This is a genomic window from Kribbella catacumbae DSM 19601 (genome assembly GCF_000372465.1).
Lineage (GTDB): Bacteria > Actinomycetota > Actinomycetes > Propionibacteriales > Kribbellaceae > Kribbella > Kribbella catacumbae.
In genome coordinates this window covers 1-26,204 of sequence record NZ_AQUZ01000064.1, presented here as the reverse complement: position 1 = coordinate 26,204, position 26,204 = coordinate 1, and the positions used below count along the sequence as shown (strand labels likewise).

Sequence of the window (26,204 nt, the reverse complement as noted above, 5' to 3'; positions counted from 1 at the left end):
GTGCCCCCCATCATCGGACACGAATGGTCCACCCTCCGGGCTTCGCGTCCATTCGATGGACTGGTGAACAAAGCCTTGATCAAAACGGTCGTCTTCGGCCCTCTTGGTCTTTAAGCTGCCGGGATTCGCCCGCCAGGACCGAAGAGGAGGGGTTCGTCGATGGGTGGACCCCGGGAACCGCGCGGATTCTGGTTGCTGGTGTGTGGATATGCGGTTTCGTCGTACGGCAACTACCTGAACCTGATCGCGTTGGGGTTGTTCAGCTACCACTTGACCGGGAGTGCCTGGGCCACGGGCGTGGTGATGGCGATCCGGCTCGGCGCCGGCTTCGTCACCGGACTGATGGTCGGCAAGGTGCTGGGCAGGGTCAGCCGGCGGTCTCTGCTGATCGGGATGGATCTGTTGCAGGCAGCGGCCATGGTCGCGCTTGTCGTGGCGGCGAGTCTGCCGGTGTTGCTGCTCGTCGCGGTGATCCTGGGTGTGGGCAACACCACGCTCGTCGTCGCGTTGCGCAGCGGCGTACCGGATTTCGTCGGCCCGGACGATCGGGCCAGGGCGAATGGCCGGCTGGTGACCGCCCGGTCGCTGGCCACCGTCCTGGGGTTCGGGTCGGCTGGGTTGATCATCGACCTCGGTGGTTACAGCGCGGCCTTCCTGCTGAACGGCGGGTCGTTCCTGGTCTCCGCGCTGGCGCTGGCCTTCGTGACCTGGCCTGATTCGACCGCGGCCGCTGAGCCGGTGGCTGCCGGTGGAGGTGGGCGTCGCGCCACCTGGCGGATGCTTCCGCCGCTGATCGCCGGCATGGTCGTGGTGCGTGGCCTGGACGCGCTCGCGTCAGCCGGGCACAACGTTGCATTGCCGATCTTCGCGAGTGCCAGCGCGCCGGCCAACCCGGCGGGTCTGATGGCCCAGTTCATGACTGCCTGGGCGATCGGCAGCGTCTGTGCCCACCAACTGGTCAGCAGGCTAGTGAAGGCGATCGACCATCGGGTCTTCGCGGCGGCGACCTGCGTGATGTCGATCTGCTTCGTGCTCGCCTTCACCGGTTTGCCGGCGGGCTGGCTGATCGCCGTCTGCCTACTGGCTGGGATCGCCGACGGCGTCACCGAGATCGGCTACGTGTCCACTCTTCAGACCCTGCCCGGTCAGGAGCGGACCCGGATCTTCGGGCTGTCCGCGAGCGTGGAGAACTTCGCCTTCGGCGGCGGCATGGTGGTCGCCGGCGGATTGCTGGCGGCCTGGCCGGCCCTCCCGGTGGTCGGCGGGTTCCACGGGATCGCCCTGCTAGGCGTACTGGTCTTTCTGTTGCTCTCAGTGAGGAGAACACACGATGGTGAACGCGTCGATCAGCCACGGCCCACGGCTGGTGCCGACCCAGGATGACCCGGCCGACGTGGTCCAGGCCCTGGTCAGGGCAGCCGCCGATTTTCCGGCAGCAGGTGTTCGAACGCCGGCCGGTCTGCTCACCTATCCGGAGCTGCTCGACCGCGCCCGGCGGACCCTGACCGGTTTGCGCGCCGCGGGACTGTCCAGTGGGGACTCGGTGATCGTGCAGGGGCTTTCGCTCGACGACTTCTTCCCGGCGTTCTGGGGGTGTCTGCTCGGCGGGATCCGGCCGGCCGTGATCAGCGAGCCGGTGGCTGTGGGCTCCCCGGTGCTTGAGCGGCTCCGGCACACCTGGCAACTGTTGGACAGGCCACCGGTTCTCACCGATCGAGCGAATGCCGCTGTGCTGGCGAGCGAGACGTTCGGACTCCAGTTGGTCGAGGAGTCCACGCTGCTGCCGCCCGCTGAGGACCTCCACCAGCCGGAGCCTGCTGAGGTAGCGCTCCTGATGCTCTCGTCCGGAAGTACCGGCGCGCCCAAGGCCGCGGCTCTCACACATCGCGGACTGATGGAGTTCGCCGCCGGATCGCGACGCTTACTAGACCTCCGGCCAGACGAGTCGATGCTCAACTGGCTGCCCGTGGACCACAGTGGCGCGCTCCTGCTCTACCACGTCCTGCCGGTGTTCACCGGCGCGACCAGCGTGCACCTGCCGACTGCCGACGTACTCGCGGACCCCTTGCTCTGGTTGAAGAAAGCGGCTCAGTACGGCGTCGCGCACGCCTGGTCGCCGACGTTCGGACTGCAGCTCGCGGCCGAGGAACTAGCGACGCAACCGGAGCTCGCGCTCGAGCTGAGCAGCATCCGGTCGCTGGTGAGTGGTGGCGAGCAGATCGTCCTGCCGGTGGTCGACCGGTTCTTCGCCGCGACCGCGAGCATGGGGCTCGGCCGTGACACCTTCCGGCCGTGCTGGGGAATGGCGGAGACCGTCACCGCGATCACGCTCGGCCGGCTGACCTCCGACGGTGGTGTGGTCCGGGTGCTCAAGTCGTCCCTCGCCGGTGACCTGGTGCCGGCCGGGCCGGAGGTACCCGACGAGGACTGTACGACGTTCGTCGCGGTCGGCCCGCCGGCGCACGGGGCCTCGGTTCGAGTGATGGACGACAACGGCGAGGTCCTGCCAGAACTGCGGATCGGGCGGCTGGAGGTCAAGTCCGCCCGGATCACCGCCGGGTACGTGAACAACGAGCAGGCAACGCTGGCCGCGCTCCCGGACGGCGAGTGGTTCCGGACCGGTGACCAGGCTTTCGTCTCGGGCGGCCAGGTGGTGATCACCGGCCGCGAGGGCGACCGCGTCGTACTGAACGGGAACACCCTGTTCTGCCACGAGATCGAGGAGGTCGCCAGCGGGGTCGACGGGCTGAGCCTGCGCGGAGTCGGTGCTTGTGGCGTGCCGAACGCGCGCACCGGTACCGAGGATCTGGTGGTGTTCTTCGAAGACGAGGGAGCGCCGGACGATGTGGCGTCGGCGATCCGGGCCGCGCTGTTCCGGCGGCTACGGCTGACGGCGACGGAGGTCGTCAGGGTGCCTGCCGGTGAGTTCCCGAGAACGGCGAGCGGCAAAGTACGCCGTACGGAACTCCGCGAGCGCTACCAGGCCGGCCGGTACGCCGAACCGCCTGCGGCGGCGCCGGTGATCGCGCCGTCGCCGGGTGAGGTGGCGGGGGAGGTTCGTCGGCTGCTGCAGGAACTCGTCGAGGGTCCGGTGCGTGACGACGTGCCGTTCTACGAGCTCGGGCTGACCTCGATCAAGGTCGCCCGGTTGCGGGCGGTACTGGCCGGGCGATTCGGCATCGACGTACCGGTGACTGTGCCGTTCGAGCATCCGACTGTGCAGGCGTTGAGTTATTGGATCATCGGCGCTGCACCGTCGGTCTCGGTCTCCGCCGGCGGTGTGGTGAACGAGGTTGCGGTCGATCGGCGGGTGGCGATCATCGGCGTGGCGGCTCGGTTCCCTGGCGCCCGGACGGTCGATGAGTACTGGAGCAATCTGCTGGCCGGCGTGGACAGCGTCTCCAGCTTCGCGGGCGACGGTGCGCCGGATCAGGTCCTGGCCGGAGGTGTGCTCGAGGATGCGGACGCCTTCGATGCGGAGTTCTTCGGCCTGTCGCGGAAGGAGGCGGCGCTGACCGATCCGGCCCATCGACAGTTCCTCGAAGTCGCGCATGAAGTGCTCGAAAGCGGCGGCTATGCGGCCAACCCGGCGGACCTCAGGATCGGCGTCTACGCCGGGACAGGGATGAACCTGTACGGGCATCAGGATCGCTTGACCAGTGACAGCGTCGCCGAGCTGCCGCGCACGATCGCCGACGTTCCGACGGCGATGCAGGCCACCATCGGCGACACCGCGGACTTCCTCGCCACCCGAGTGGCGTACCGGCTCGGGCTGACCGGCCCGGCTATCGGCGTACAGACGGCTTGTTCGACGTCACTCGTCGCGGTGCACCTCGCGGTCCAGGCGCTGCTCGACTCCGACGCCGACCTCGCGATCGCCGGTGCTGCTGCGGTCCGGCTGCCGCAGGAGGCCGGGTATCAGTACGTCGCCGGTTCGATCCTCTCGCCGACCGGGCGCTGCCGTCCGTTCGACGCGGGCGCTGACGGCACCGTCGGTGGCAACGGGGTGGCCGCGGTCTTGCTGAAGCGGCTGGACCGGGCCATCGCCGACGGCGACACCGTGCACGCCGTCATCCTCGGCAGCGCGGTCAACAACGACGGCACCGGCAAGGTTGGCTTCACCGCACCGAGCGTGGCGGGCCAGGTCGACGTCGTACGCCGCGCGTTGCAGCGGGCAGGCGTCGGACCGGAGACGATCTCGTACGTCGAGGCGCACGGCACCGGTACTGCGCTGGGCGATCCGGTCGAGTTCGAGGCGCTGTCACGCGTGTTCCGCGAAGGCACCTCGCGTACTGCGAAGTGCGCGCTCGGCTCGGTCAAGGCGAATGTCGGCCACCTGGATTCCTGTGCCGGGATGGCCGGGCTGATCAAGGCTGTGCTGATGCTCCAGCACGGGCAGTTGGTGCCGACGATCAACCTGAACCAGCCGAATCCTGAGCTGCGGATCGAGGACAGTCCGTTCGAACTCACCACGGCAGTGCGTGCGTGGCCGTCTGGCGAGCTTCCGCGCCGGGCCGGTGTCAGTGCTTTCGGAGTTGGAGGGACCAATGCGCATGTGGTGTTGGAGCAACCGCCGGTGAGGGCGAGCAGCGAGCGGCGTACAGGGGCCGTAGTACTGCCTGTCTCGGCTAAGTCGGAGGCTGCCCTGGAGGAGTTGACGGCTTCGCTGCGGGCGCATCTGACCGCGCATCCGGAGTTGGCAGCGGCTGATGTCGCGACCTCGATGGCCGTGGGGCGACGTCAGTATCCGCATCGCTGGGCTGTGACGGGCTCCGACGCGGACGAGTTGGCGGCGGCGCTCGCCTCGGCACCGCGGCCGGTTGCCGCCGGTCCGCTCACGTTCGCCTACTCCGGTCAGGGCAGTGCCTATCCGAGGATGTCCGACTGGTTGTATCGCACGTTCGACGCGGCCAAGGCTGTCTTCGACGAGGTCGAGCAAGCGGTGGGGGAGCCGGTCGTCTCGGGCAGAGCTGAGGCGGCGCAGGTGGGGCTGTTCGCGTACCAGGTCGCCTGGACGGAGGTTTGGCGGTCGGTCGGTGTGGTCCCGGACTTCGTGCTCGGGCACAGCGTCGGGGAGTTTGCGGCGATGCATGCAGCCGGGGCGTTGTCCGTGGCGGATGGTGCGCTGCTCACTGCTCGCCGCGGGGAGCTGATGGCGGCTCTGGAGCCGGGGGTGATGGTTGCGGTGAGCGCGGAGCTGTCCGTGGCGGAACGGATCGCGGCCGAGTGCGGCGTGGAAGTCGCGGCGGTCAACGGGCCTGATCGGCAAGTGTTGTCGGGGTCGGTGGACGCGATGGCGCGGGCGGTCGCAGTACTGGATCGTGAAGGTGTCGTGTGGCGGCGGATGCCGGTGGATCGGGCGTTCCACTCCTGGCTGGTGGGCCCGGTGCTCGAACCACTTGCCGAGTACGCCGAGAAGCTGTCCTTCGGCGCGTTGCGGACGCCTCTGTTCAGTGCTGTTGATGGCGCTGTTATGTCTGGTGTTGATGGACGGTATCTGCTGCAGCACGCGCGTCGGCCGGTGCGGTTCGACTTGGCTGTCTCCGCTGTTGCGGAGCGGGGTGGCAGGCGGTTCCTCGAGGTGGGTCCGGATGCGGTGCTGACGGCTCTTGGCCGACGAGCGCTTCCCGGTAGTGAGTGGATTGCGAGTCAGCGCAGGGGATCTGAGGACCAGTTCGCTGCCGCGCTGGCGATGATGTACCGGGCCGGGGCAGACATCGACTGGTCACCGCTCTCCACTGGCCGACGCATCCCGCTGCCAGGGCATCCCCTCGCAAGACCGCCCGTCCACGCGGCGACGCCAGCAGCTGCCGAGCCTGCGATTGCCCGGCCGGCGGTTGCCGAGCTGACGGTTGCCAGGCCTGCGGTTGCTGTGGCGGCGGTTGCCGGGACGGTGGCGAACGGCGCGCTGCTGGACCGGGTGCGGGAGTTGGTGGCGCCGTCCTTGGGGATGGCGCCCGCTGAGATCGAGGCTGATGTCTCATTCCTCAGCCTCGGCGCGGATTCGCTGTCCCTGATGAGATTGGTCGGTGAGCTTCGGGAGGTCTTCGGCGTCACCGTCGGAGTCCGCCGCCTCTTCGAAGACACCGACACCCCAGCCAAACTAGCCGACCTACTCAGCCACTCGGGGGCCACCATCGCCCAACAACCTGAACAGCTGATCCAGCCACAGCAACCGCTGGCCCAGCCCACGCAGGCGGAGCAACCAACGCAGGCTCAGCAACTACCGCAGGTCCAGCAGCCCGCGGCAGAGCTGCAGGCGGCTGTGCCACCGGAGAACAGCCTGCAGGCTGTCATCGATCGCCAACTACTGCTGGCCGAACGCATGGTCGACCGAGTCTCCAACCTGATGTCAGAACAACTCGCCCTCCTCAACAGCGCACCCCCAGCACCCAACGCCCCTCCGCCAACCAGCACACCTGCAGCAACCAACGCCCGCGCCGCCAACAACGTGCCCTCGGCAACCAACACCCCGTCGGCCAACAGCGCACCTGCAACAACCAATGCCCCTCCGCCAAACAGTGTGCCTTCAGCAACTATCGCGCTCCCGGCATCCATAGCACGGCGGACAGCATGTGACTTCAGCCTGTACTTCTTCGGCGACTATCCCGACTCAGCCGCACAAGACAAGTACGGACTAATCCTCCAGGCAACCGAGTTCGCCGACCAGCGCGGATTCCACACCGTCTGGCTCCCCGAGCGCCACTTCCACTCCTTCGGCGCGCTCTTCCCAAACCCATCAGTTCTAGCAGCCGCCCTAGCAACGAGAACCAAGCAGATCAGACTCCACGCCGGCTCAGTAGTCCTCCCCCTGCACCACCCGATCCGCGTAGCCGAGGAATGGTCCGTAGTGGACAACCTGTCCGGCGGCCGAGCCGGCATCTGCATCGCAAGCGGCTGGCACGCACGCGACTTTGTGCTCGCCCCCGGCAGCTACGGAAAGCACCGCGAAGAGCTGTACGACAAACTCGACACCGTCCGCAGACTGTGGGCCGGCGAAGAACTCGCCGCCACCGCCGGCGACGGCCAGCCAACCGAAGTACGGCTGCATCCTCAACCCCTGCAAGGCAAACCACCGCTGTTCGCCGCAGTGGTAGGCAACCCCCAATCCTACAAACTTGCCGCACGCAACGACATCGGCATCGTCACCAACCTGATGGCACAGTCCGTAGAGGACCTCGCCACCAACATCGCCCTGTACCGCGCGACCCGCGCCGAACACGGTCTCGACCCCGACGCCGGCCGAGTGGTGGTGCTGCTACACACCTACGTCGGCGACGACCTGGAGTCGATCCGCGCAGAGGCGTACAAACCGTTCTGCGACTACCTCCGCTCATCGCTGTCCCTCTTCGGCCAAGTGACCAACAGCCTCGGCTTCCAGATCGACCTGGAGAACACCCCACCCGACGACGTCGACTTCCTGCTCGGCCAGGCCTACCAGCGCTACTGCGAATCCCGAGCCCTCATCGGTACCGCGGACACCTGCGCCCCGATCGTCGAGTCACTCCTCGCAGCCGGCGCCGACGAGATCGCCTGCTTCGTGGACTTCGGCCTGGCCCCCGACCAGGTGATGCAAAGCCTCGCAGCCGTCGACACCCTGCGCGGGCAGTACACATCCGACAAGCCACACAAAAGCGAGCCGAACACTGGCCGTCCGTTGACGGCGGCCGAGCGGCGGATCTGGTTTCTCGAGCAACTGACTCCCGGTACCAACGCGTACCACGAGCCGAAAGCGATCGAGTTGCGCGGAGCGCTGGATCTCGTTGCCCTGCAGGGTTCCCTGCAACGGGTGGCCGACAGACACCCAGCCCTGCGGACGCAGTACCGCGAGGTCGACAACGAGCCACGAGCCTTCGTCCGCTCCTACCAACAGCTCGACTGTCCAGTGGTCGACGCACCAGACGGCAACCTCGACGCCGTCCTGCACGACGTCCGGCTAGGCGAACTCGACCTCGGCAACGGCCCACTCCTCCGAGCACAGCTGGTCAGGCTGTCCGACGAGCAGCACGTACTGCTGCTCGTCGCGCACCACATCATCTTCGATTCGGCCTCGACTCCAGTACTGGTTCGAGATCTCGCCACCTACTACCGCGCCTGGCCGGAAGACCCCGGCCTGCCCGCAGCCGTTGACGGCATCAGTCCCACCGAGCCAAGCACGGCCGCCGATTCGGACTTCTGGCTCAGCCAACTCTCGGATGCCCCCGAGCTGGAGTTGCCCACCGACCACCCACGTCCGCCGGTACGCAGCGGTGCCGGCCGGTCAGTCAGCCACGACCTCGACGGTCAGCTGGCCCAGCGGATCACGGCCTTCGCCGGACAGGCCGGCGTCACGGTCTTCAGTACGTTGCTCGCCGGGCTCGGCGTCGTCCTCTCGAGGTTCAGCGGGCAGCGCGACTTCGTCCTCGGCACCGGCGTCTCCGGGCGCAGCAAGCAGGCCGAGGGCTCGGTCGGCATGTTCGTGGACACCCTCCCGTTGCGCATCCAGCTCCCGGACGGCGCGAGTTTCGCCGAGCTCGCCCGAGAGCTCGGACTGTCGATGATGGACGCGGTCGATCACCGCACCTTGCCGTTCGACGGAATCGTCGCCGCTCTCAATCCGACCCGGACGGCCGGTCGCAACCCGCTGTTCAGCATCGCCGTCGAGTTCGAGAACGGCACCGACGAGATCTCGTTCGCGCCGCCGTCGCTCGACGCCACGCAGCTCGATCTGCCCAGCGAGCGAGCTCCGCTCGACCTCGTGCTGTACCTGACTCATCGGGTCGAAGGCGTGCAGTGCGTAGCGGAGTACGACAGCGCGTTGTTCGAGGAAAGCACGATCAGGCGGCTGCTCGCCTATCTGGAGCAGACGCTGGACCTCGCCACAGCCGGCGTGGACCTACCGGAGCTTTTCGTGCTCACCGCCGAGGACACCAGGCTGCTGTCCGAGCTGGAAGGTGAGTCGACCGAAGGCTCGCCACTCTGCCTGCACGAACTGTTCGAGCAGCAGGTCGACCTGAGCCCAGACGCACTCGCGCTCACCGGCAAGGCTGGCGACCTGACGTACGCCGAGCTCGACCAGCAGGCCAACCGGATCGCCGCCGAGTTGCTCGACCGTGGTACGGGCAGAGGTGACCTCGTCGCGATCTGTCTTCCCCGCGGTCCGCAGCAGATCGCAGCGCTGCTTGGCGTGCTCAAGTCCGGTGCCGGCTATCTGCCGCTGGATCCGGCCGTACCAGTAGACCGATTGCAGGCCCTCCTGGCCGACTCGGGCGCAGTACTGGTGATCAACGACGAGAGCATGCCCGAGCTGAATGGGCCAGAGCTGCGGATCGATCGACTCGGCGCCGGGCCGGCGCGCCGACCAGGAGTGAAGGTCTCGCCGGACGACCTTGCCTACAGCATCTACACCTCCGGCTCGACCGGTACACCGAAAGGCGTGCTCGTCCCGCACCGCGGCACCGTCAACCACGTACTCCAATACGTCGCCGCCCACCCGGCGACGATCGCGCTGCACTGGGCGTCGCCGATGTTCGACAGCAGCGTGCACGAGATCTTCACGACGCTCGCCGCGGGTCAGACCCTCGTACTGATTGACGAAGCGACTCGCTACGACCTGGCTCTGCTGGCCGACACGATTCGTAGCTACGAGGTGCAGCGGATCGTCATGCCGTTCAGCGCGGTTCATCAACTGCTGGCGACCAGGCCGTCCTTGCCGACGTTGCGGGAGATCTACACCGCGGGCGAGACGACGACACCGACCGCTGTGGACCACGAGTTCTTCGCCGCTCATCCGGACTGCGTTCTCTACAACGGTTATGGGCCGACCGAAGCCTCCATCGGGGTCACCGAGCACCTGGTCAGGCCGAGGGAGACGGCGCCGCCCATCGGCCGGCCGTTCCCCGGCGTACGGCTCCGTTTGCTCGACCCGGACCGCCGCCCGGTCCCGGTCGGCGCCGTCGGCGAGATCTGCGCCGAAGGCCAGTGTGTGACCGATGGCTACCTGAACCGAGCGGAGGAGACGGCGGCGGCGTTCTTCGCGCCGGGCTGGTACGCCACGGGCGATCTCGGCCGCTGGCGGGCCGACGGTGCGCTCGAGTTCCACGGCCGGCGTGACGAGCAGGCGAAGATCCGCGGCGTCCGGATCGAACCAGGAGAGATCCGTGCCGCAGTGCTCGATCATCCGGACGTGACCGACGCCGCGGTGGTGGTGATCGACGGCGAGCTCGTCGGTTACCTGGTCGGCGCCGTGGACTTCGCCGAGTTGGCCGACAAGCTGGGGACGCGACTGCCGCAGTACCTGGTGCCGCGCCGCTGGGTCCGGCTGGATCGGTTGCCTTTGACAAGTACCGGCAAGCTGGATCGTACTGCGCTGCCGGTACCGGAGGCTCCGCGCGGCGACGCCGCTCCGACGACCGAGCGGCAGCGGGCCTTGCAGGCGGTGTGGTGTGAGGTCCTGGGGCTGACCGAGGCCGGAATCGACGACTCGTTCTTCGCACTCGGCGGCCACTCCCTGCTCGCGGTGCGGCTGCTCAACAAGATCCGCGAGCTGACCGGGGTGGAGCTCACGCTGACGGACTTCTTCCGTACTCCGACCATCCGCGCCCTCGCGGAGAAGACGGCCGGGATCGTGGACACCGCGCCGGCGACGTACGCGCAACGTCGTGCACTTGGTCGCCATCAAGCCCGCGAGGACGCGGCGATCTACAACGGCATCACTCGGGTGGACGTGACCGGAGAGCTAGAACCGGATGCTCTGCGGGCGGCCCTGCAGGTGATGGCTGATCGTCATTCGGCCTTGCGTACAAGGGTTTTCGATGATCGCCAGGAAGTGCAGGCCGCTGTCCCGATCGCGTTGACGGTGGAGGATCTGCCCGATGACGAGTCGCGGATCCACGAGTGGTGTGTCGAAGCCGCCTTCCCGGCGCTGGACCCTGCGCAGGCACCGCTCTGGCGGATCCGCCTCGGCCGCGTGCCGGGTGAGCGCTGGGTGCTGGTCATGGTCGTCCATCACCTGATCTACGACGGCTGGTCGGCCCGACTGTTCTGGGAGGAGCTGTCCGCTGTGTATCGCGGCGACGAACTCGCTCAGCCAGTCCAGTTCACTGACTATGCCCGCTGGGAGCAGGCCAACCTCACCGGCGAGACCAGGTCCGGACTGGAGGCCTTCTGGCGTGCTGAGCTGGCCGGGGCGTCGCTTCGGCCGGAGCTGCCCCTCGACCACTCGCGCCCGGAAGTCCTGTCCGGCCGCGGATCCAGCCATCACGTCGACCTGCCACTCGAAGCAGCCACGCGACTCAAAACGGTCGCGGCCGCCGCCGGCACTACGCCGTACGTGGTGATCGCCGCAGGCTTTGCCCGCTGGCTGGGGGAGCTCTGCGGCCAGGACGAGGTGGTACTGCCGGTGTCCAGCGCGCGACGGAGCCACCCGGACCACGATGGCGTGATCGGCTACCTCGGCGAAGCGGTCCTCGTCCGCGTCCAGCTCGACACCGCGGACCTGCTCGCCGAGACAGCGAGAGCCCTGTACTCCGCGCTGGACCACGAGGCTCTGCCCTTGGCGGAGGTGGTCCGCACCGCGCTGCCGGACCAGATCGGCCAGCCCTATCCGGCAGTGCTCTTCACCGTCATCACCAACTCACCGCCGACCTTGACGCTGCCAACCGGCGAGTTCCCAGCTCGCGGTGTCCCCGTCCCCGGCCAGGCCCGAACCGAGCTCTACGTCGTCTTCAGCCTCACCGACGAATCCTTCACCCTCGACATCGAATACTCCACCGACCTCTTCACCCCCACCACCATCGCCAACTGGGCAACCAGCCTCACCACAACCCTGCCCAACGACCCGTACTAACCACCCCGAGCCGCCGCCGGTGCGCCGATAGCCACTGCCCGCCATCCCGGGTCCTCGCCAGGCCAACAGCACCTGATCATTCGCCCCCTTTTGACCACCCCCGGCCACCTTGTGCACCGGCCAGGCACCCAACCCGCCCACCGACGCCTGCCCATACCCACTAGTCGATCACCCCTCGCCGGGCGGGGAGGAAGATGTCCCCGAACCGGCACAGAATCCGCCCCGGGTCCAGCGAAAATCCTCCCCAAGTGGTGATGGTGGCCAGCGTCAGCACGCCCGCCTCTCGCCAACCAGCAGGGGCGGGTCAGACGAGCCCTTTGCCTTCCAGGCAGCCGATCCCACCCGCCATGGCTCGGAGCGCGGGTGAAAAGGGGGCGAATGATCACAAGCGGGTTGGCGCGGAACCGTAGGCATGGTGAAGGTCAGAGCTAGCCACCTCTCGTACGGCACCCCTCTGCTGGACGCCAACCTGCCGTGTGCGGCGCCGGTACGCCGGTGCGTGGCTATCGGCGTACCGGGGGCACCACGTCTCTGGACGCCGCCGCGAGGGTTGCTGAGGCGAACACTTCGGGGCGCATGTACGGCCGTGCGGTGGGGGTGTGGTGAAAGCGGACCAGCTCAGCTGTCTCGATGGTCACCTCACCGAGGGAAACCGAACGGTGTGCCTTCACCCAGGTGATCAGCGACTCGGGTGAGGGGATGTCCGCGGAGCGCTGGCCATCACGCTCCCGGCCGTGAGGGTCAGCCCGGTGACCTTGATGCGCGCCGGACCAGCCGCGGCGGCAGCACGCTCCATGGCCGACCGGTAGCGCTGAATGGTCGGCTCGGCCGGGTCGACCAAGTGACGGTAGGTCTCCAGTGCGCGGACGGTGAGATGGGCGGAACCGGTTTGGCCGGTCTGCCAGTGGCCGGGCCCGGCGAGCGCGGCGGCTTCTTGCGTGACGTCGTCGAGGCGGTGGCTGAGCAAGCTGTCCGCGGGCGGGCGGAGTACGACGCTGACCGGCCAGCGGCCGCCTTCGGTCGGAGGTGTGTCGCGCTGATGGTTCCGGCTGGAGATGAGCGGGCTGGCGGATTCGAAGAGCTGGTCGAACTTGGTCATCGGGGTCCTTCGATGGGCGGCATTCGAGGGGGTATGACGCTCATTCAGAAGCTGAAGTTGGGGAATTGAGAACGGATTCAGTAGACAGATTGCTGGACCAGGTCACGGGCTGGCCGGTTGGATGGGGCGTATGACTACAAGGTTTGGGTTGTTCGTTCCGCAGGGGTGGAAGATGGATCTCGCGGGGTTCAGTGACCCCATCGAGCAGTGGGAGGCGATGACCGCCGTCGCGCAGCGGGCCGACGAGGGGTCGTGGGACTCGATCTGGCTGTTCGACCACTTCCACACGGTGCCTGAGCCGAGCACCGAGAGCACCTTCGAGTGCTGGACCGCCACCGCCGCGCTGGCCCGCGACACCAAGCGGGTGAACATCGGCCAGATGGTCGGCTGCAACGGCTACCGCAACCCGGCGCTGTACGCCAAGATCGCCTCGTCCGTCGACGTCGCCAGCCACGGCCGCCTGTACGCCGGGCTGGGCGCGGGCTGGTACGAGCACGAGTGGAAGGCTTACGGCTACGAGTGGCCGGAGCTCAAGGACCGGATGGGCGCGTTCCGCGAGGCCACCGAGATCATCTACAAGATGTGGACCGAGGACGAGCCGGTCTTCAACGGCAAGTACTACTCGATCGACAGGCCGATCAACGAGCCGAAGGGTGTGCGCAAGCCGCACCCGAGCCTGTGGATCGGTGGCGGCGGCCCGAACGTCACGCTGAAACTGGTCGCCAAGTACGCCAACGCGGCCAACATCGGTGGCGGCAACCCCGAGGTGATCAGGGAGAAGGCGGCCATCCTCAAGGGCCACTGCGAGGCGATCGGCCGCGACTACGACGAGATCATCAAGTCGACCGGGATCAACGCGTTCCCGATCGACAAGGGTGACGACCCGGCCAGGGCGACGGAGAAGGCGCTCGGCCCGATGAACCGGGAGAAGTTCGACCGGGACAACCTGATCGGCACCGAGGACGAGATCGCGGACAAGGTCGAGGCCGTGCTTGAGGCCGGCGCCGACTACGTGATCTTCTACGTGCCCGGCGTCGCCTACGACCTCGACCTGGTCACCCGGATGGAACAGATCGCCAAGCGCTTCGCCTGAGCCAGACCTGGCCGGGTCCTGACCTGTCCGAGCCCACCAGTGGAGGGCTCGAACAGGAAACGGCGGGCTTGAACAAGGTCTACCTTGTTCAAGGTCTCCACTTGGTGTCCGAGCCCACCAGAGGTGGGCTCGGCACGCTGGCGCAGTGGGCTCAGTCTGGCCGGTATCGGTCATGGCGGGTGTAGGCCAGCGCGATCGATAGACCGTGGCTGGAGGCAACTGGAAGGCTCGCGGGGATGGCCCCGCGAGGGTCGGGGCATCGGGAGGTGCCTCGCTGTGAGTTCGTCACGCCTTGCTGTCATCTTGTCCTCCGCCGTGACGGTGGGCGCCTTGCTGGCGTCGACCGTCGCCCCGGCCGGCGCGGTGGTCCCGACCGCGCAGGCGGCGTTCCCGTCCGCTGTTCCCCTCCCGGCGGACACCTCGGCTGGTGGTGCCGGTGCGGGATCCGGCACCACCAGCTCAGCCGGGCGGCCGACTCCGGGCGCGAGCACGCACCGGATCACCTTGGTCACCGGCGATGTGGCCGAGCTGACCATCACGCAGGGCGGGCAGCGATCCGCGCGGCTGGTGGACGGCGGCAACTATTACTTGGGCGACTTCAAGAACGAACTCACATTGGTACCGGTCGCGGCGTACCCGCTGCTGACCGAAGGGCGACTGGACAAGCGGCTCTTCAACCTCACCGCATTGGTTGCCCAGGGCTACGATGACGGAACCACGCCGAACCTCCCGCTGTTGCTGACAGCACCCACCTCCGTGAAGGCGCCGGAGGCTCCCGCGGCCGCCACCAAACGGCTCACCCTGGCAAGCGTCGGCACCACCGCCGTCACCGTGCAGAAGAAGCAAGCCAAGGACTTCTGGAACGGCGTCAAGGGCAACAATCTTCGCAGCAGCGTCGGCAAGATCTGGCTGGACGGCCGCACCCACGCCACCCTCGACCGATCGACGAAACAGATCGGTGCCCAGACCGCCTGGAAATCCGGGTACGACGGTAAGGGCGTCAAGGTCGCCGTCCTCGACACCGGGTACGACGCTCAGCACCCGGACCTGAGCAAGCAGGTCATCGGCTCGCAGAGCTTCATCCCCGAGCAGGAGGTCCAGGATGGCCACGGCCACGGCACCCACACCGCCTCGATCGTCGCCGGCCTCGGTACGGCGTCCGGCGGCAAGCGCAAAGGTGTCGCGCCAGGCGCGCAACTACTGATCGGCAAGGTGCTCGACGATTCCGGCAGCGGACTCGACTCCGAGGCGATCGCCGGGATGGAGTGGGCCGTCCAGCAAGGCGCCAAGGTGGTCAGCATGAGCCTCGGCGGCCTGCCCTCCGACGGCACCGACCCGATGAGCGAAGCCGTTGACCGCCTGTCCGCCACCAGCGGCGCGCTCTTCGTCGTCGCGGCCGGCAACTCCGGCGCCGAGGAAACAGTCGGTACGCCGGGCGCTGCCGCGGCCGCGCTCACCGTCGGTGCGGTGGACAGCGACGACAACCTCGCCTCCTTCTCCAGTCGCGGCCCGCGGCTCGGCGATGGCGCGATGAAGCCCGAGGTGACCGGCCCTGGTGTGGAGATCGCCGCCGCCCGGGCAGCCGGCACCGAACAGGGCCACGAGCTCAGCGAGTACTACACGACGATGAGCGGTACGTCGATGGCGACTCCGCACGTGGCAGGTGCTGCCGCGATCCTGGCCCAGCGGCATCCCGAGTGGACTGGCGAGCAACTGAAGGCGGCCCTCGCTACCACCGCGGTGCCGAGCAAGGCCGCGACGCCTGTGCAGCAAGGGCTCGGCCGGGTCGACATCCCGAAGGCGCTCGACCCGAAGATCCTGCCGGATTCCGCCAACCTCTACTTCGGCGACCTGTCCTGGACCGGCAAAGCGCCGGCTCCGGTCTCCCGGAAGATTGCCTATAGCAACAACTCGAAGCAGCCGGTCACTCTCGAGCTCGGGGTCGACGCGACCTCCCCGGGTGGCGTCCATGCAGCGGTCAAGGTCAGCCCGGCCCGGCTCGCGATCGCGCCGGGCGCGACGGCGTCGGCGACCGTGACGATCGACCTGGCGAAGACCCAGCCGGCGAAGTACTCCGGCCGACTCGTCGCCCGCAGCGGTGGTACGGCGTACGCGACCGGGCTTGGCTTCGCGGCCGGTGGGCGGCTCAACCAGGTGACTGTGAAGGCGCTCGGACGCGACGGCAAGCCCGCTGTGCCGTCGCCATTCGGGGCGAGCGGTGTCCAGCTGTGGAACCTCGACACCGGCGACGTCAACGCGATCATCTTCGACGAGACCGGCAGCCGCACGCTTGAGGTGCCGACCGGCCGGTACAGCGTGATGACCTTTGTAATGGGCGGTGACGAGAGCGGTTGGACCGACTCGGTGATCCTGCTCGGCGATCCGGACGCCCGGATCACGGCCGACCGGACCTTTGTCTTCGATGCACGCAAGGCCAACAAAGTCACTGTGAAGACGCCCCAGCGTGCCGACGCGCAGAGTGTCGGCATCGCCTGGCGACGCAAGGTGGGCAGCCGCGATGCCGTCTCCGGATGGGGTTTCAGCGGAGAAGTTGCCAACGGCATCTATGTGCAGAACTTCGGCAAGGTGGCCGACGGCACCTTCCAGGTGGTGCAGCGGTGGGATCTCGCCCAGCCCAAGCTGACCGTCGATGTCACCGGTTCAGGAGGCTTCCGGCTGCCGACACCCGAGGACGGGGCCTTTGAGACCGTCTATGTGGGCAACGAGAAACTTCCGCTCGTCAACGCGGGCGACGGCAGTCCGGCCGAGCTGGCCGGGGCGAAGGGCAAGGTGGCGCTGATTCGCTGGCGCGACTACGACCAGACGAGCGGGCAGGTCCAGGCGGCCAAGGACGCGGGCGCCAAGGCGGTCTTCCTGTACAACGAGCAGCCCGGCATCTGGCGGGACGCGGCCGAGGCCGGCGTACCGGTCTATCTGCTGCGTCAGCCGGAAGGTCGCAAGTTGATCGATCTGCTGAAACAACGCGAAGTTGTTCTACAACTGAACGGTCTGCTCGACAGCACCTATCGCTACGACCTGGCCGTAGGTCCCGAGGTGGTCAACGGTCCGCTCACCTACGACTTCGCGAAGCTGCGGCCGGCCGCGGTAACCACCAACTACCAGCGGAACGACGCCTGGCACCTGCACCGGGATCAGCGGATGGCCCACCTCCCCGGCCTCGCCACCGCACTGTCGTCCACGCGCCTGGTCACCGGACCGGTCACCAGGACCGACTACCTGGCCAGTGACGTTCCGGGCATCACCTGGGACGAGAAGACGTCGGCGGGGGAGTGGAACGAGTCCGGCTTCGAGTACAGCCTGGCAAGGAGCTACCGGCCGAACGAGAAGGTCACGCGCGAGTGGTGGTCGTCGATCGCCCGCCCGGCGATCCCGGTCGCCGAAGGCAGCGAGGCCGACGGGCTCCCGGCCGCTCGCTTCGAGAACGCCTTGCGGGTGGCGATTCCGCAGTACGTGAACGGCGACCGCAGCGTCTACGGCTGGGTGGACAGCTGGGGCGACAGCACCCTCCTCAAGCTCAGCAGCAACGGCAAGGAGCTAGGTCGCAAAGACTGGTCGGTCGCGCAGTTCCCGGTCCCGGCGAAAACAGCCTGGTACGACCTCAGCCTCGACGTACGCCGGGCCGAGGACAGCTGGGCCAAGACCTCGACCGCATCCCACACCACCTGGCACTTCCTCTCCGGCCCAACGAAGTCGCGTGCAGTACTGCCCTTGGTCCAGGTCGACTACCAGCGGACAGGCAACACGCTCAACCTGAAGGCCGGCTACCAGCCCGGCGTACGCGCCGGCATCGGCTGGTTCCGCACGACGGCCGAGGTCTCGTACGACGCAGGCAAGACCTGGCGCCGGCTGACCGTCGTACCGCATGGACTCGACCGCGGCACGGTCCAACTCCCGAGCACCAAGGGCGAGGTCACGCTCCGGGTCACCGCGCGGGACCTGCTCGGCAACAGCGTCAGCCAGACGATCGAGAAGGCCTGGGTGGCAAAGTGAAGGGTTTGCAACTAAGCGCCTGACCAGAAAAGGGCGACGCCACGAAGGCCGGGGGGAGGGCTCCGTGGCGTCGCCGGGGGCGCGCCTAGGGAGGGGTGGGGGCAGGCGCGCCGGTCGGTGGGTGCTCAGCTCCCGAGCACGCCTCCCCCGAGAACTCCGAGCAGACCCAGCAGGGACAGCAGATTGCGGATCACCTGATCGACGGCTCTGGTGCCGCCGGTCTGGTACGCGGTCACGCACTTCTGCAGCTGATCCTGGGTCGGGCGGGTGATCGTCACCTTCGCCATTTCCGCCTGGCAGTAGGTGGTGGCGGTCTTCAGCTCCGTCACCGTGCTGCCGACCGTGCCGACGATCAGGCCGGCCGCGGTCTGCAGCTTCGCCAGCACGGGCGGCGCCGGGGGTTTGGATGTCGGCGGCTTACTGCTCGGCGGCGTACTGGGCTTGCTCGTCGGCGGCTTGGTCGTGCCTGGTGGGTCGGACGGCTTTGCCGGCGGTCGCTGGGTCGGGGTCGTCGTCGGCTTGCCGTCGCCCTCCTGGACCATCGTCGGCGTCGGCTTCGTCGCGCTCGGGTACTGCTGTTGGTCGACCGCCTGCGGCAGGTTCTCGTCCGCCGGGGCGTCGATCTCGGGGTCGCCGATCTGGTCGCCGGCCCGGTCGACTCCCTGGTCGTCGCTCTCGGTCCCGTTGTCGACGGCGATCCAGCTGCCACCGGCGTAGGCCTTCGCGATGCTGATCACCAGATCGACGTACTGCTGGGAGTGGTTGTAGCGCAGGACGGCGGCGTTCAGGTCCGAGGCCTTGGACAGGTTGCCGGAGCCCGAGCACAGGTAGACGGCGGTCGACATCGCCGCGTCGTCGATGTCCTGCGGGTTCTTCACGCCGTCACCGTCGCCGTCGACGCCCATCAGTTGCCAGGTCTGCGGGATGAACTGCATCGGCCCGACGGCCCGGTCGTAGGCGGCGTCACCGTCGAGCTTGCCGCCGTCGGAGTCGGTGATCCGGGCCGTGCTCGCGCCGTCCAGCCGGGGGCCGAGAATGCCTGGCGTGACGACGCCGTTGGTCATCAGCGAGTTGCCACCGAAGCGGCCGTGGTTCGACTCGACGCGTCCGATCGCGGCCACCAGCGTCCACGGCAGCTGGCACGACGGATCGGCCTGCGCCATCACTTGCTGGGCTCGCGAGTAGGCCTTCAGTGCCGCGCTGGGGATGCCGTTGCGGGACAGGCCGGAGACCACCTGAGTCGGCTGCTCACCGGGGTCGACGCCGTTGCCGACCACACCGGGCACCGCGACGTTGGCCGGGTCTCCGATCGGCTGCTTCGGCACGACGACCGGATTGTTCCTCGACGTGCCCTGCTCCAGCGCCGCTGTCGCGACGGCTGGATCGTCGGTGGCACTGACGGTGAATGCGCTCGCGAACAACGCCAGCGGTATCAGCGGCGCCACCTGACGCCACCCGCTTCCGCCCAGGGCGCGACGCTTGCCCTTCGCCATCGATGATCCCCTCCGTGACTCATCGACCTGCCCCGCCCCACACTGCGGGCAAATCTTCTGATTACTGTCCCGGCCACCGTCCGTTAATGGTCTAACGCCCGTTCCGTGTGGGGGTTACGAGGCAGACGCAGACAGTGCACGACCGGTCACTGGGTACCCATACTGGCGCGTAACAACGCACAAGTGAAGCCCCCAAAAGGTGTGTACCGCCAGAACCACCCGATGAGAGCGCGGTCCCCGCCCACCCGATGCGCTGGTCTGTCGGGGAGAATGGCCGCCGTGCCCGACCACACCAAGCTTTCCGCCAGCCTGTTCGACCGAGCCTCCGCCGTCACACCGGGCGGGGTGAACTCTCCCGTCCGCGCCTTCCGCGCCGTCGGCGGCGTTCCGCGCTTCATGGCCTCCGGTGACGGATGTCACATCACCGACGTCGACGGCAATACCTATGTCGACCTGGTCTGCTCCTGGGGACCGATGCTGCTCGGTCACGCGCACCCGGAGGTGACGGCGGCCGTCCAGGCCGCGGTCAGCCGCGGTACGTCGTACGGGACGCCGACGGAGAACGAGGTGCTGCTGGCCGAGGAGATCGTCGGCCGCACACCGGTCGACAAGGTCCGGCTGGTCTCGTCCGGTACCGAGGCGACGATGTCGGCGCTGCGGCTGGCCCGTGGGTTCACCGGCCGGGACAAGATCATCAAGTTCGCCGGCTGCTATCACGGTCACGTCGACGCGCTGCTGGCCCAGGCGGGCTCGGGCGTCATCACCCTCGGCATCCCCGGTACGCCGGGTGTCACCGAGGCGACGACGGCCGACACGATCGTTCTTCCCTACAACGACCAGGACGCGGTCAGCGCGGCCTTCAGCCAGTACGGCGACCAGATCGCGGCCGTGATCACCGAGGCCTCGCCCGGCAACATGGGCGTCGTCCCGCCGCAGGACAACTTCAACGCGTTCCTGGCCCGCATCTGCAAGGCAAACGGGGCACTGTTCGTCTCCGACGAGGTGATGACCGGCTTCCGGATCACCCGCTCCGGCTGGTACGGCGTGGACGGCGTCCAGCCCGACCTGATGACGTTCGGCAAGGTGATGGGTGGCGGCTTCCCGGCGGCGGCGTTCGGCGGCCGGACCGACGTGATGGCGCACCTCGCGCCGGAGGGCTCGGTCTACCAGGCCGGCACGCTGTCGGGGAACCCGGTCGCCACCGCGGCCGGCCTGACCACGTTGCGGCTCGCGACCGACGAGGTCTATGCCCGGCTCGACGAGACGTCGGCCACCCTCCGGCGGCTGGTCGCGACGGCGCTGGACAAGGAGGGTGTGCCCTACGTCATCCAGAACGCCGGGAACCTCTTCAGCGTCTTCTTCGTGGAATCGGAGGAGGCAAGCGGGCCGATCCGCGACTTCGCCGGGGCCGGAGCCCAGGTGCTGCCACGGTTCGCCGCTTTCTTCCATGCCATGCTGGACGCCGGCGTCTACCTGCCGCCGAGCGCCTTCGAGGCCTGGTTCGTCAGCGCCGCCATCGACGACGACGCACTGGCTCAGCTTGAGACCGCACTGGCGTCGGCTGCCCGCGCCGCCGCGGCTGTAGAGAACTGAAGGGAACGACGGTGACCGAAACGACGGTCGTGCACCTGATGCGTCACGGCGAGGTGGACAACCCGACCGGCGTGCTCTACGGCCGGATTCCCGACTTCCATCTGTCCGAGCTCGGCCGCAAGATGGCCGACCGGGTCGCCGAGCACGTGGCCGGCCGGGACATCGTGCACCTGGTCAGCTCGCCGCTGGAGCGGGCCCAGGAGACGATGGAGCCGATCGCCCGGACGCTCGGGCTGACGCCGGACATCGACGAGCGGGTGATCGAGGCGGCGAACCTGTTCGAGGGCAAGAAGTTCGGCGTGGGCGACGGCGCGCTGCGCAACCCGAGCGCCTGGTGGCTGCTGCGCAACCCGCTCAAACCGTCCTGGGGTGAGCCGTACCAGCAGCTCGTCCGGCGGATGCGGGACGCGATCGAGACCGCCCGGCAGAAGGCCGCCGGGCACGAGGCGCTGATCGTGTCCCACCAGTTACCGATCTGGATCGTCCGGTCGGCGATCGAGGGCCGCCGGATGATGCACGACCCGCGCAAGCGGCAGTGCAGCCTGGCCAGCCTGACCTCGTTCACCTTCCACGGCGACTCGATCGTCTCGGTCGGTTACGCGGAACCGGCCAAGGATCTGCTGCCGATCAAGAACCCCAAGAAGTTCGTGGGCGGCGCCTGATGCATCGCACTGCCCGTACTGCGTTCGTCACTGCCGCCGTGCTGATCGCCGCGACGGCCTGTACGTCGGGCCAGGACGCGAACGAGAGCCGTCAGGGCCAGACGGGTTTCGTCAGCGGGAGCGGCCGGGTCTCCAGTTTCGCGCCGGCCGACCGGGTGAAGGCGCCCGACTTCAAGGGCACCACGCTCGACGGCAAGCAGTGGAACTTCGCGGACCAGGCCGGCAAGGTCGTAGTACTGAACGTATGGGGATCGTGGTGTCCGCCGTGCCGCAAGGAGGCTCCGGATCTGGCCGCGGCCTCGAGGGAGCTCGGGTCGGGCGTGCAGTTCATCGGCCTCAACACCCGCGACCTCGACCCGGCGCCGGCGAAGAAGTTCGTCGAGGCGTTCGAGGTGCCGTTCCCGAGCATCTACGACCCGGACGGCCGGCAGTTGCTGCTGTTCCGCGGCCAGAAGATCTCGGCGGTCTCGATCCCGGCGACGATCGTGATCGACAAGCAGGGCAGGGTGGCTTCGCGGGTGATCGGTGAGGTCACTAAGCAGACCTTGCTCGGAATGGTGAAAGATGCTGCCGCGGGTTGACCAAGGAATTCAGCACTGTGGGTGAGTGGTTCGCCCAGTCGATGACGGGCTCGATGCTGGTAGCGCTGCCGATCGCGGTGCTGGCCGGTGCGATCTCGTTCTTCTCACCCTGCGTGGTTCCGCTGCTACCGGGCTATCTGTCTTATGTGACCGGCCTGTCCGCCGCCGAGCTCGGGTCCGCGCGGCGCGGCCGGATGCTGGCCGGGACCAGCCTGTTCGTGGCCGGCTTCTCCGCCGTCTTCATCCTGACCGGCGTGCTGTTCGGTGCCGCCGGCAACGCTTTGATCGAGCACCAGTCGGTGATCACCAAGGTGCTGGGCGGCGTGACCGTAGTACTCGGCCTGGTTTTCCTTGGTGGCTTCGGTTTCCTGCAACGCGACGTCCGGGTGCACCGGGTGCCGGCCGTCGGGATCGCGGCGGCGCCGTTGCTCGGCGTACTGTTCGGGTTCGGCTGGACTCCGTGTATCGGGCCGACGCTCGGTACTGTGATGAACCTGGCGGCGACCGAGGGCAGCAGCGGGCGAGGTGCGACCCTGGCGCTGGTGTTCAGCCTCGGGCTGGGCATCCCGTTCATCGTCGCCGCGCTCGCCTTCCGCCGGATGCTCGGCGCGGTCGCCTGGGTGCGCAAGCACCAGTTGCTCGTGATCCGGATCGGCGGCGTACTGATGATCGCCGTGGGGCTACTGCTGCTGACAGGGGTGTGGGATTCGATGACCGCCGATCTCAGGCAATGGGTCGCCAACTTCGGATCGGCGGTGTGACGTGTCCGATGTGAAGGAGCGCGTCGAGGCGCCCACCCCGCCGCCGGAGCTGCCGAAGCTCGGTCTGCTCGGCTGGCTGCGCTGGACCTGGCGGCAGCTGACCTCGATGAAGACGGCGCTGGTGCTGCTCTTCCTGCTCGCGCTCGGCGCGGTGCCGGGATCGCTGATCCCGCAGACCGGGATCGATCCGGTCAAGGTCTCGGACTTCTTCGAGGCTCACCCCAAGCTCGGGCCTTTCTACGACAAGCTCGGGCTGTTCGACGTCTACAAGTCCCCGTGGTTCTCGGCGATCTACCTGCTGCTGTTCATCTCGCTGATCGGTTGCGTGGTGCCGCGGCTGCAGGTCTACCTGAAGGCGCTACGGGCCCGGCCGCCGAAACCGCCGCGCAATCTCAACCGGCTGCCGGGGTACCAGTCGTTCGAGCCCGCCGCCGACGGCGACGTGCTGGACCTGGCCGCGCGCGAGCTGCGCCGGCGGCGGTTCCGGGTCGAGCTGTACGACGGCGCGGTGGCCGCCGAGCGCGGGTACCTGCGCGAGGCGGGCAACCTGCTCTTCCACTTCTCCTTGATCCTGGCGCTGGTCGGCGCGGCCTGGGGTGCGCTGTTCGGCTACCGCGGCACCGTGTTGGTTGTCGTGGGCAACGGGTTTTCGAACTCGGTGGCGCAGTACGACGACTTCAGCCCGGGCCGGGTGTTCACGCCGGACGACCTGCCGCCGTTCGCGCTGACGGTGAAGAGCTTCACGGTCAAGTTCCAGACCGACGGTCCCCAGCGCGGCGCGGCGCGCGAGTTCAACGCGCCGATCACGTACCAGGAGACGCCGGACTCGCCGGAGAAGTCGTACGACCTGCGCGTGAACCACCCGCTCAAGGTCGACGGCACCAACGTGCACCTGCTCGGCCACGGCTACGCGCCGCGCGTGACGGTTCGCGACGGCAAGGGCGAGGTCGCGTTCTCCGGGCCGGTGCCGTTCCTGCCGCAGGACGGCAACTTCTCGTCGTTCGGCGTGATCAAGGCTCCCGACGCGCGACCCGAACAGCTCGGTTTCGAAGGCTTCTTCCTGCCCACCGCGGTGATCGACGAGCGCGGCCCGATCTCGGTCTTCCCCGACGCCGTCAACCCGGTGCTGGCGATGACGGCGTACTACGGCCGTCCGGCGGTCGAAACCGGTAAGCCGCAGTCGGTCTACCAGCTGGACAAGACCAAGCTGACCCAGTTCGGCGACGGCAAGGGCGACAAGCTGCGGTTCCAGCTCGGACCCTCGCAGAGTTACACGCTGCCGGACGGTCGCGGCTCCATCACCTTCGACTCCTACGACCGCTGGGTGAAGCTGCAGGTCAGCCACACACCGGGGCTCAACCTCGCGCTGGTGGGGATCTCGCTCGCCATTCTCGGGCTGATGGGTTCGCTGTTCATCCACCCACGGCGTACCTGGGTGCGGGTCCGGACTCAGGACGGGCGTACCGTGGTCGAGGTCGCCGGGCTGGACCGGGGACCCGAGCGTGGCCTCGGGGACGAGATCCAGGCCATCGCTGACGCCCTGAAACCAGCAGAGCAGCCAGAGAAACCGAAGCAGGAGCAGCCATGAGCCCGGAGACGTACGCGGAGATCTCCAACCTGGTCATTCCGACGGCGACCGTCATCTACGCGATCGCGATGATGTCGCACGCGCTCGAGTGGGCGATGGGCCGCGCTGTCGTGGTCACCGCCGAGGCCAAGGCCGACGTACTGGTGGCTTCTTCCAGCGGCGGCGACCTCGCAGTACCGGCTGCACCAGCCACCGGTACTACGGCCGCGGCCGCGGCTCGGTCGGGGCGGGTCGAGGCGGCCAGCCGGATCGGGTTGTTGCTGACCTGGCTGGGCTTCGTGCTGCACCTGGGCGGTGTGGTGACCCGTGGCCTCGCGGCCGAGCGGGTGCCGTGGGGCAACATGTACGAGTTCTCAATCACCGCTTCGCTGGCGGTGGCGATCGTCTACCTGCTCTTCGTGCACCGCTACAAGCTGCAGTGGCTGGGTCTTGGCGTCACGCTGGTTGTCGCCGCTGTGCTCGGGCTGGCGACACTGGCGCTTTACACGCCGGCTGGACCGCTGGTGCCGGCACTGCACTCCTACTGGCTGGTGATCCACGTGGCCGCCGCGGCGATCTCCGGTGGCGCGTTCACGATCGGTGGGCTGGTGTCGATCCTGTACCTGGTCAAGGCGCGCGCCGAGCGGCGAGTGCTGGCCGGCGGGACGATGTCGGCATCGCTGAAGCGGCTGCCGAGCGCCGAGGCGATGGACGGTACGGCGTACAAGGTGCTGGCGTTCGCCTTTCCCCTGTGGACGTTCGGGGTACTAGTGGCGGGGCCGATCTGGGCGGAGTACGCGTGGGGCCGCTACTGGGGCTGGGACCCCAAGGAGGTCTGGTCACTGGTCACGTGGGTCGTCTACGCGGCGTACCTGCACGCGCGGGCGACGGCCGGCTGGCGGGGCCGCCGGGCCGCGACGATCGCGATCGTCGGCTGGTTCGTCTTCATCTTCAACTTCGTCGGCGTGAACCTGCTCGTCTCAGGTCTGCACTCGTACGCCGGGGTCTGACGGATGAAGGAGTTCGCGATCTACACCGGCCTGCGGGCCGGCCTGTTCGTGGTCAGCTTCGGCATCCTCTGGGTCGCCCTGCGCACCTGGCTGACAGTCTGGCCGATCGCCCTGGTCGCCCTGCTCATCACCTCCATCCTCTCCCTCTTCGTCCTCCGCGCCGCCCGCGACCGCCTGGCCACCACCATCGAGTCCCGCGCCAGCAAGATGACGTCGCGCATCGAGGCCGCCCGCCGCGCAGAGGACGACGACTGACCCCAGAAGTACAGGAAAGACAGAAGTACAGGAAAGACAGAAGTACAGGAAAGACAGAAGTACAGGAAAGACAGAAGTACAGGAAAGACAGAAGTACAGGAAAGACAGTTCCTCCCGTCGGCGCCTCTGGTCGTGGTCTCGGGACCTGACACTCGCGGCTCGCGAAGGTCGGCGGTTCGGGCCGGGGCACGAAGTGTGTCAGTGAGGAATGGCTGCACGCGGAGCATCTCGAGCAGGCCAGCCCGAACCTGC

The 26,204-nt window shown here is 67.9% G+C and carries 14 protein-coding genes; 11 read left to right on the top strand and 3 right to left on the bottom strand.

Annotated features, from left to right (window positions below):
- Positions 1–159: 159 nt before the first annotated feature.
- A complete protein-coding gene (locus A3ES_RS0139075) occupies positions 160–1,383 on the top strand; it encodes an MFS transporter (protein WP_020392287.1) in 1,224 nt (407 codons plus the stop codon).
- Positions 1,331–11,827: a hybrid non-ribosomal peptide synthetase/type I polyketide synthase gene (locus tag A3ES_RS0139070; RefSeq protein WP_020392286.1), complete on the top strand. Its 10,497-nt coding sequence runs from the start codon at positions 1,331–1,333 to the stop codon at positions 11,825–11,827. The genes A3ES_RS0139075 and A3ES_RS0139070 overlap by 53 nt, the downstream gene beginning before the upstream one ends.
- Before the next feature lie 503 nt (positions 11,828–12,330).
- On the opposite strand, the gene A3ES_RS56860 is transcribed toward A3ES_RS0139070, so the two are convergent.
- Together A3ES_RS56860 and A3ES_RS0139065 are read right to left on the bottom strand one after the other, a co-directional pair.
- Entirely contained in the window at positions 12,331–12,465 is a 135-nt protein-coding gene (locus tag A3ES_RS56860) for a hypothetical protein (protein WP_272944662.1), read from the bottom strand.
- A gap of 41 nt (positions 12,466–12,506) precedes the next feature.
- On the bottom strand, positions 12,507–12,926 hold the full coding sequence (locus tag A3ES_RS0139065) for a hypothetical protein (protein WP_020392285.1): 420 nt from the start codon (positions 12,924–12,926) through the stop codon (positions 12,507–12,509).
- A 130-nt stretch (positions 12,927–13,056) separates the two neighbouring features.
- Between A3ES_RS0139065 and A3ES_RS0139060 the strand changes: the two genes are divergently transcribed.
- Together A3ES_RS0139060 and A3ES_RS0139055 are read left to right on the top strand one after the other, a co-directional pair.
- Positions 13,057–14,019 (top strand): LLM class F420-dependent oxidoreductase, encoded by a 963-nt coding sequence (locus A3ES_RS0139060; protein WP_026163605.1) that lies wholly within the window; start codon positions 13,057–13,059, stop codon positions 14,017–14,019.
- A gap of 276 nt (positions 14,020–14,295) precedes the next feature.
- Entirely contained in the window at positions 14,296–18,030 is a 3,735-nt protein-coding gene (locus A3ES_RS0139055; protein WP_020392283.1) for a S8 family serine peptidase, read from the top strand.
- Between the two features lie 125 nt (positions 18,031–18,155).
- On the opposite strand, the gene A3ES_RS0139050 is transcribed toward A3ES_RS0139055, so the two are convergent.
- A complete protein-coding gene (locus tag A3ES_RS0139050) occupies positions 18,156–19,523 on the bottom strand; it encodes a lytic transglycosylase domain-containing protein (RefSeq protein ID WP_020392282.1) in 1,368 nt (455 codons plus the stop codon).
- A 270-nt stretch (positions 19,524–19,793) separates the two neighbouring features.
- Here A3ES_RS0139050 and hemL point away from each other — a divergent pair, with 270 nt between their 5' ends.
- The 7 genes from hemL to A3ES_RS0139015 are packed head-to-tail and all read left to right on the top strand — an operon-like array spanning position 19,794 to position 25,952.
- The gene (hemL, locus tag A3ES_RS0139045) at positions 19,794–21,116 is read left to right on the top strand and encodes a glutamate-1-semialdehyde 2,1-aminomutase (protein ID WP_020392281.1); all 1,323 of its coding nucleotides are present in this window, start codon (positions 19,794–19,796) and stop codon (positions 21,114–21,116) included.
- Between the two features lie 38 nt (positions 21,117–21,154).
- On the top strand, positions 21,155–21,778 hold the full coding sequence (locus A3ES_RS0139040; RefSeq protein ID WP_237745178.1) for a histidine phosphatase family protein: 624 nt from the start codon (positions 21,155–21,157) through the stop codon (positions 21,776–21,778).
- Positions 21,778–22,359, top strand: coding sequence for a TlpA family protein disulfide reductase (locus A3ES_RS0139035; RefSeq protein ID WP_020392279.1), 582 nt, complete (start codon positions 21,778–21,780; stop codon positions 22,357–22,359). Before A3ES_RS0139040 ends, A3ES_RS0139035 begins: the two co-directional genes overlap by 1 nt.
- A 41-nt stretch (positions 22,360–22,400) precedes the next feature.
- A complete protein-coding gene (locus tag A3ES_RS0139030; protein ID WP_202806688.1) occupies positions 22,401–23,120 on the top strand; it encodes a cytochrome c biogenesis CcdA family protein in 720 nt (239 codons plus the stop codon).
- A 1-nt stretch (position 23,121) separates the two neighbouring features.
- Positions 23,122–24,708: a cytochrome c biogenesis protein ResB gene (resB, locus tag A3ES_RS0139025; RefSeq protein WP_020392277.1), complete on the top strand. Its 1,587-nt coding sequence runs from the start codon at positions 23,122–23,124 to the stop codon at positions 24,706–24,708.
- A complete protein-coding gene (gene ccsB / locus A3ES_RS0139020) occupies positions 24,705–25,697 on the top strand; it encodes a c-type cytochrome biogenesis protein CcsB (protein ID WP_020392276.1) in 993 nt (330 codons plus the stop codon). Before resB ends, ccsB begins: the two co-directional genes overlap by 4 nt.
- A 3-nt stretch (positions 25,698–25,700) precedes the next feature.
- Positions 25,701–25,952, top strand: coding sequence for a DUF4229 domain-containing protein (locus A3ES_RS0139015; protein ID WP_020392275.1), 252 nt, complete (start codon positions 25,701–25,703; stop codon positions 25,950–25,952).
- Positions 25,953–26,204: the final 252 nt, after the last annotated feature.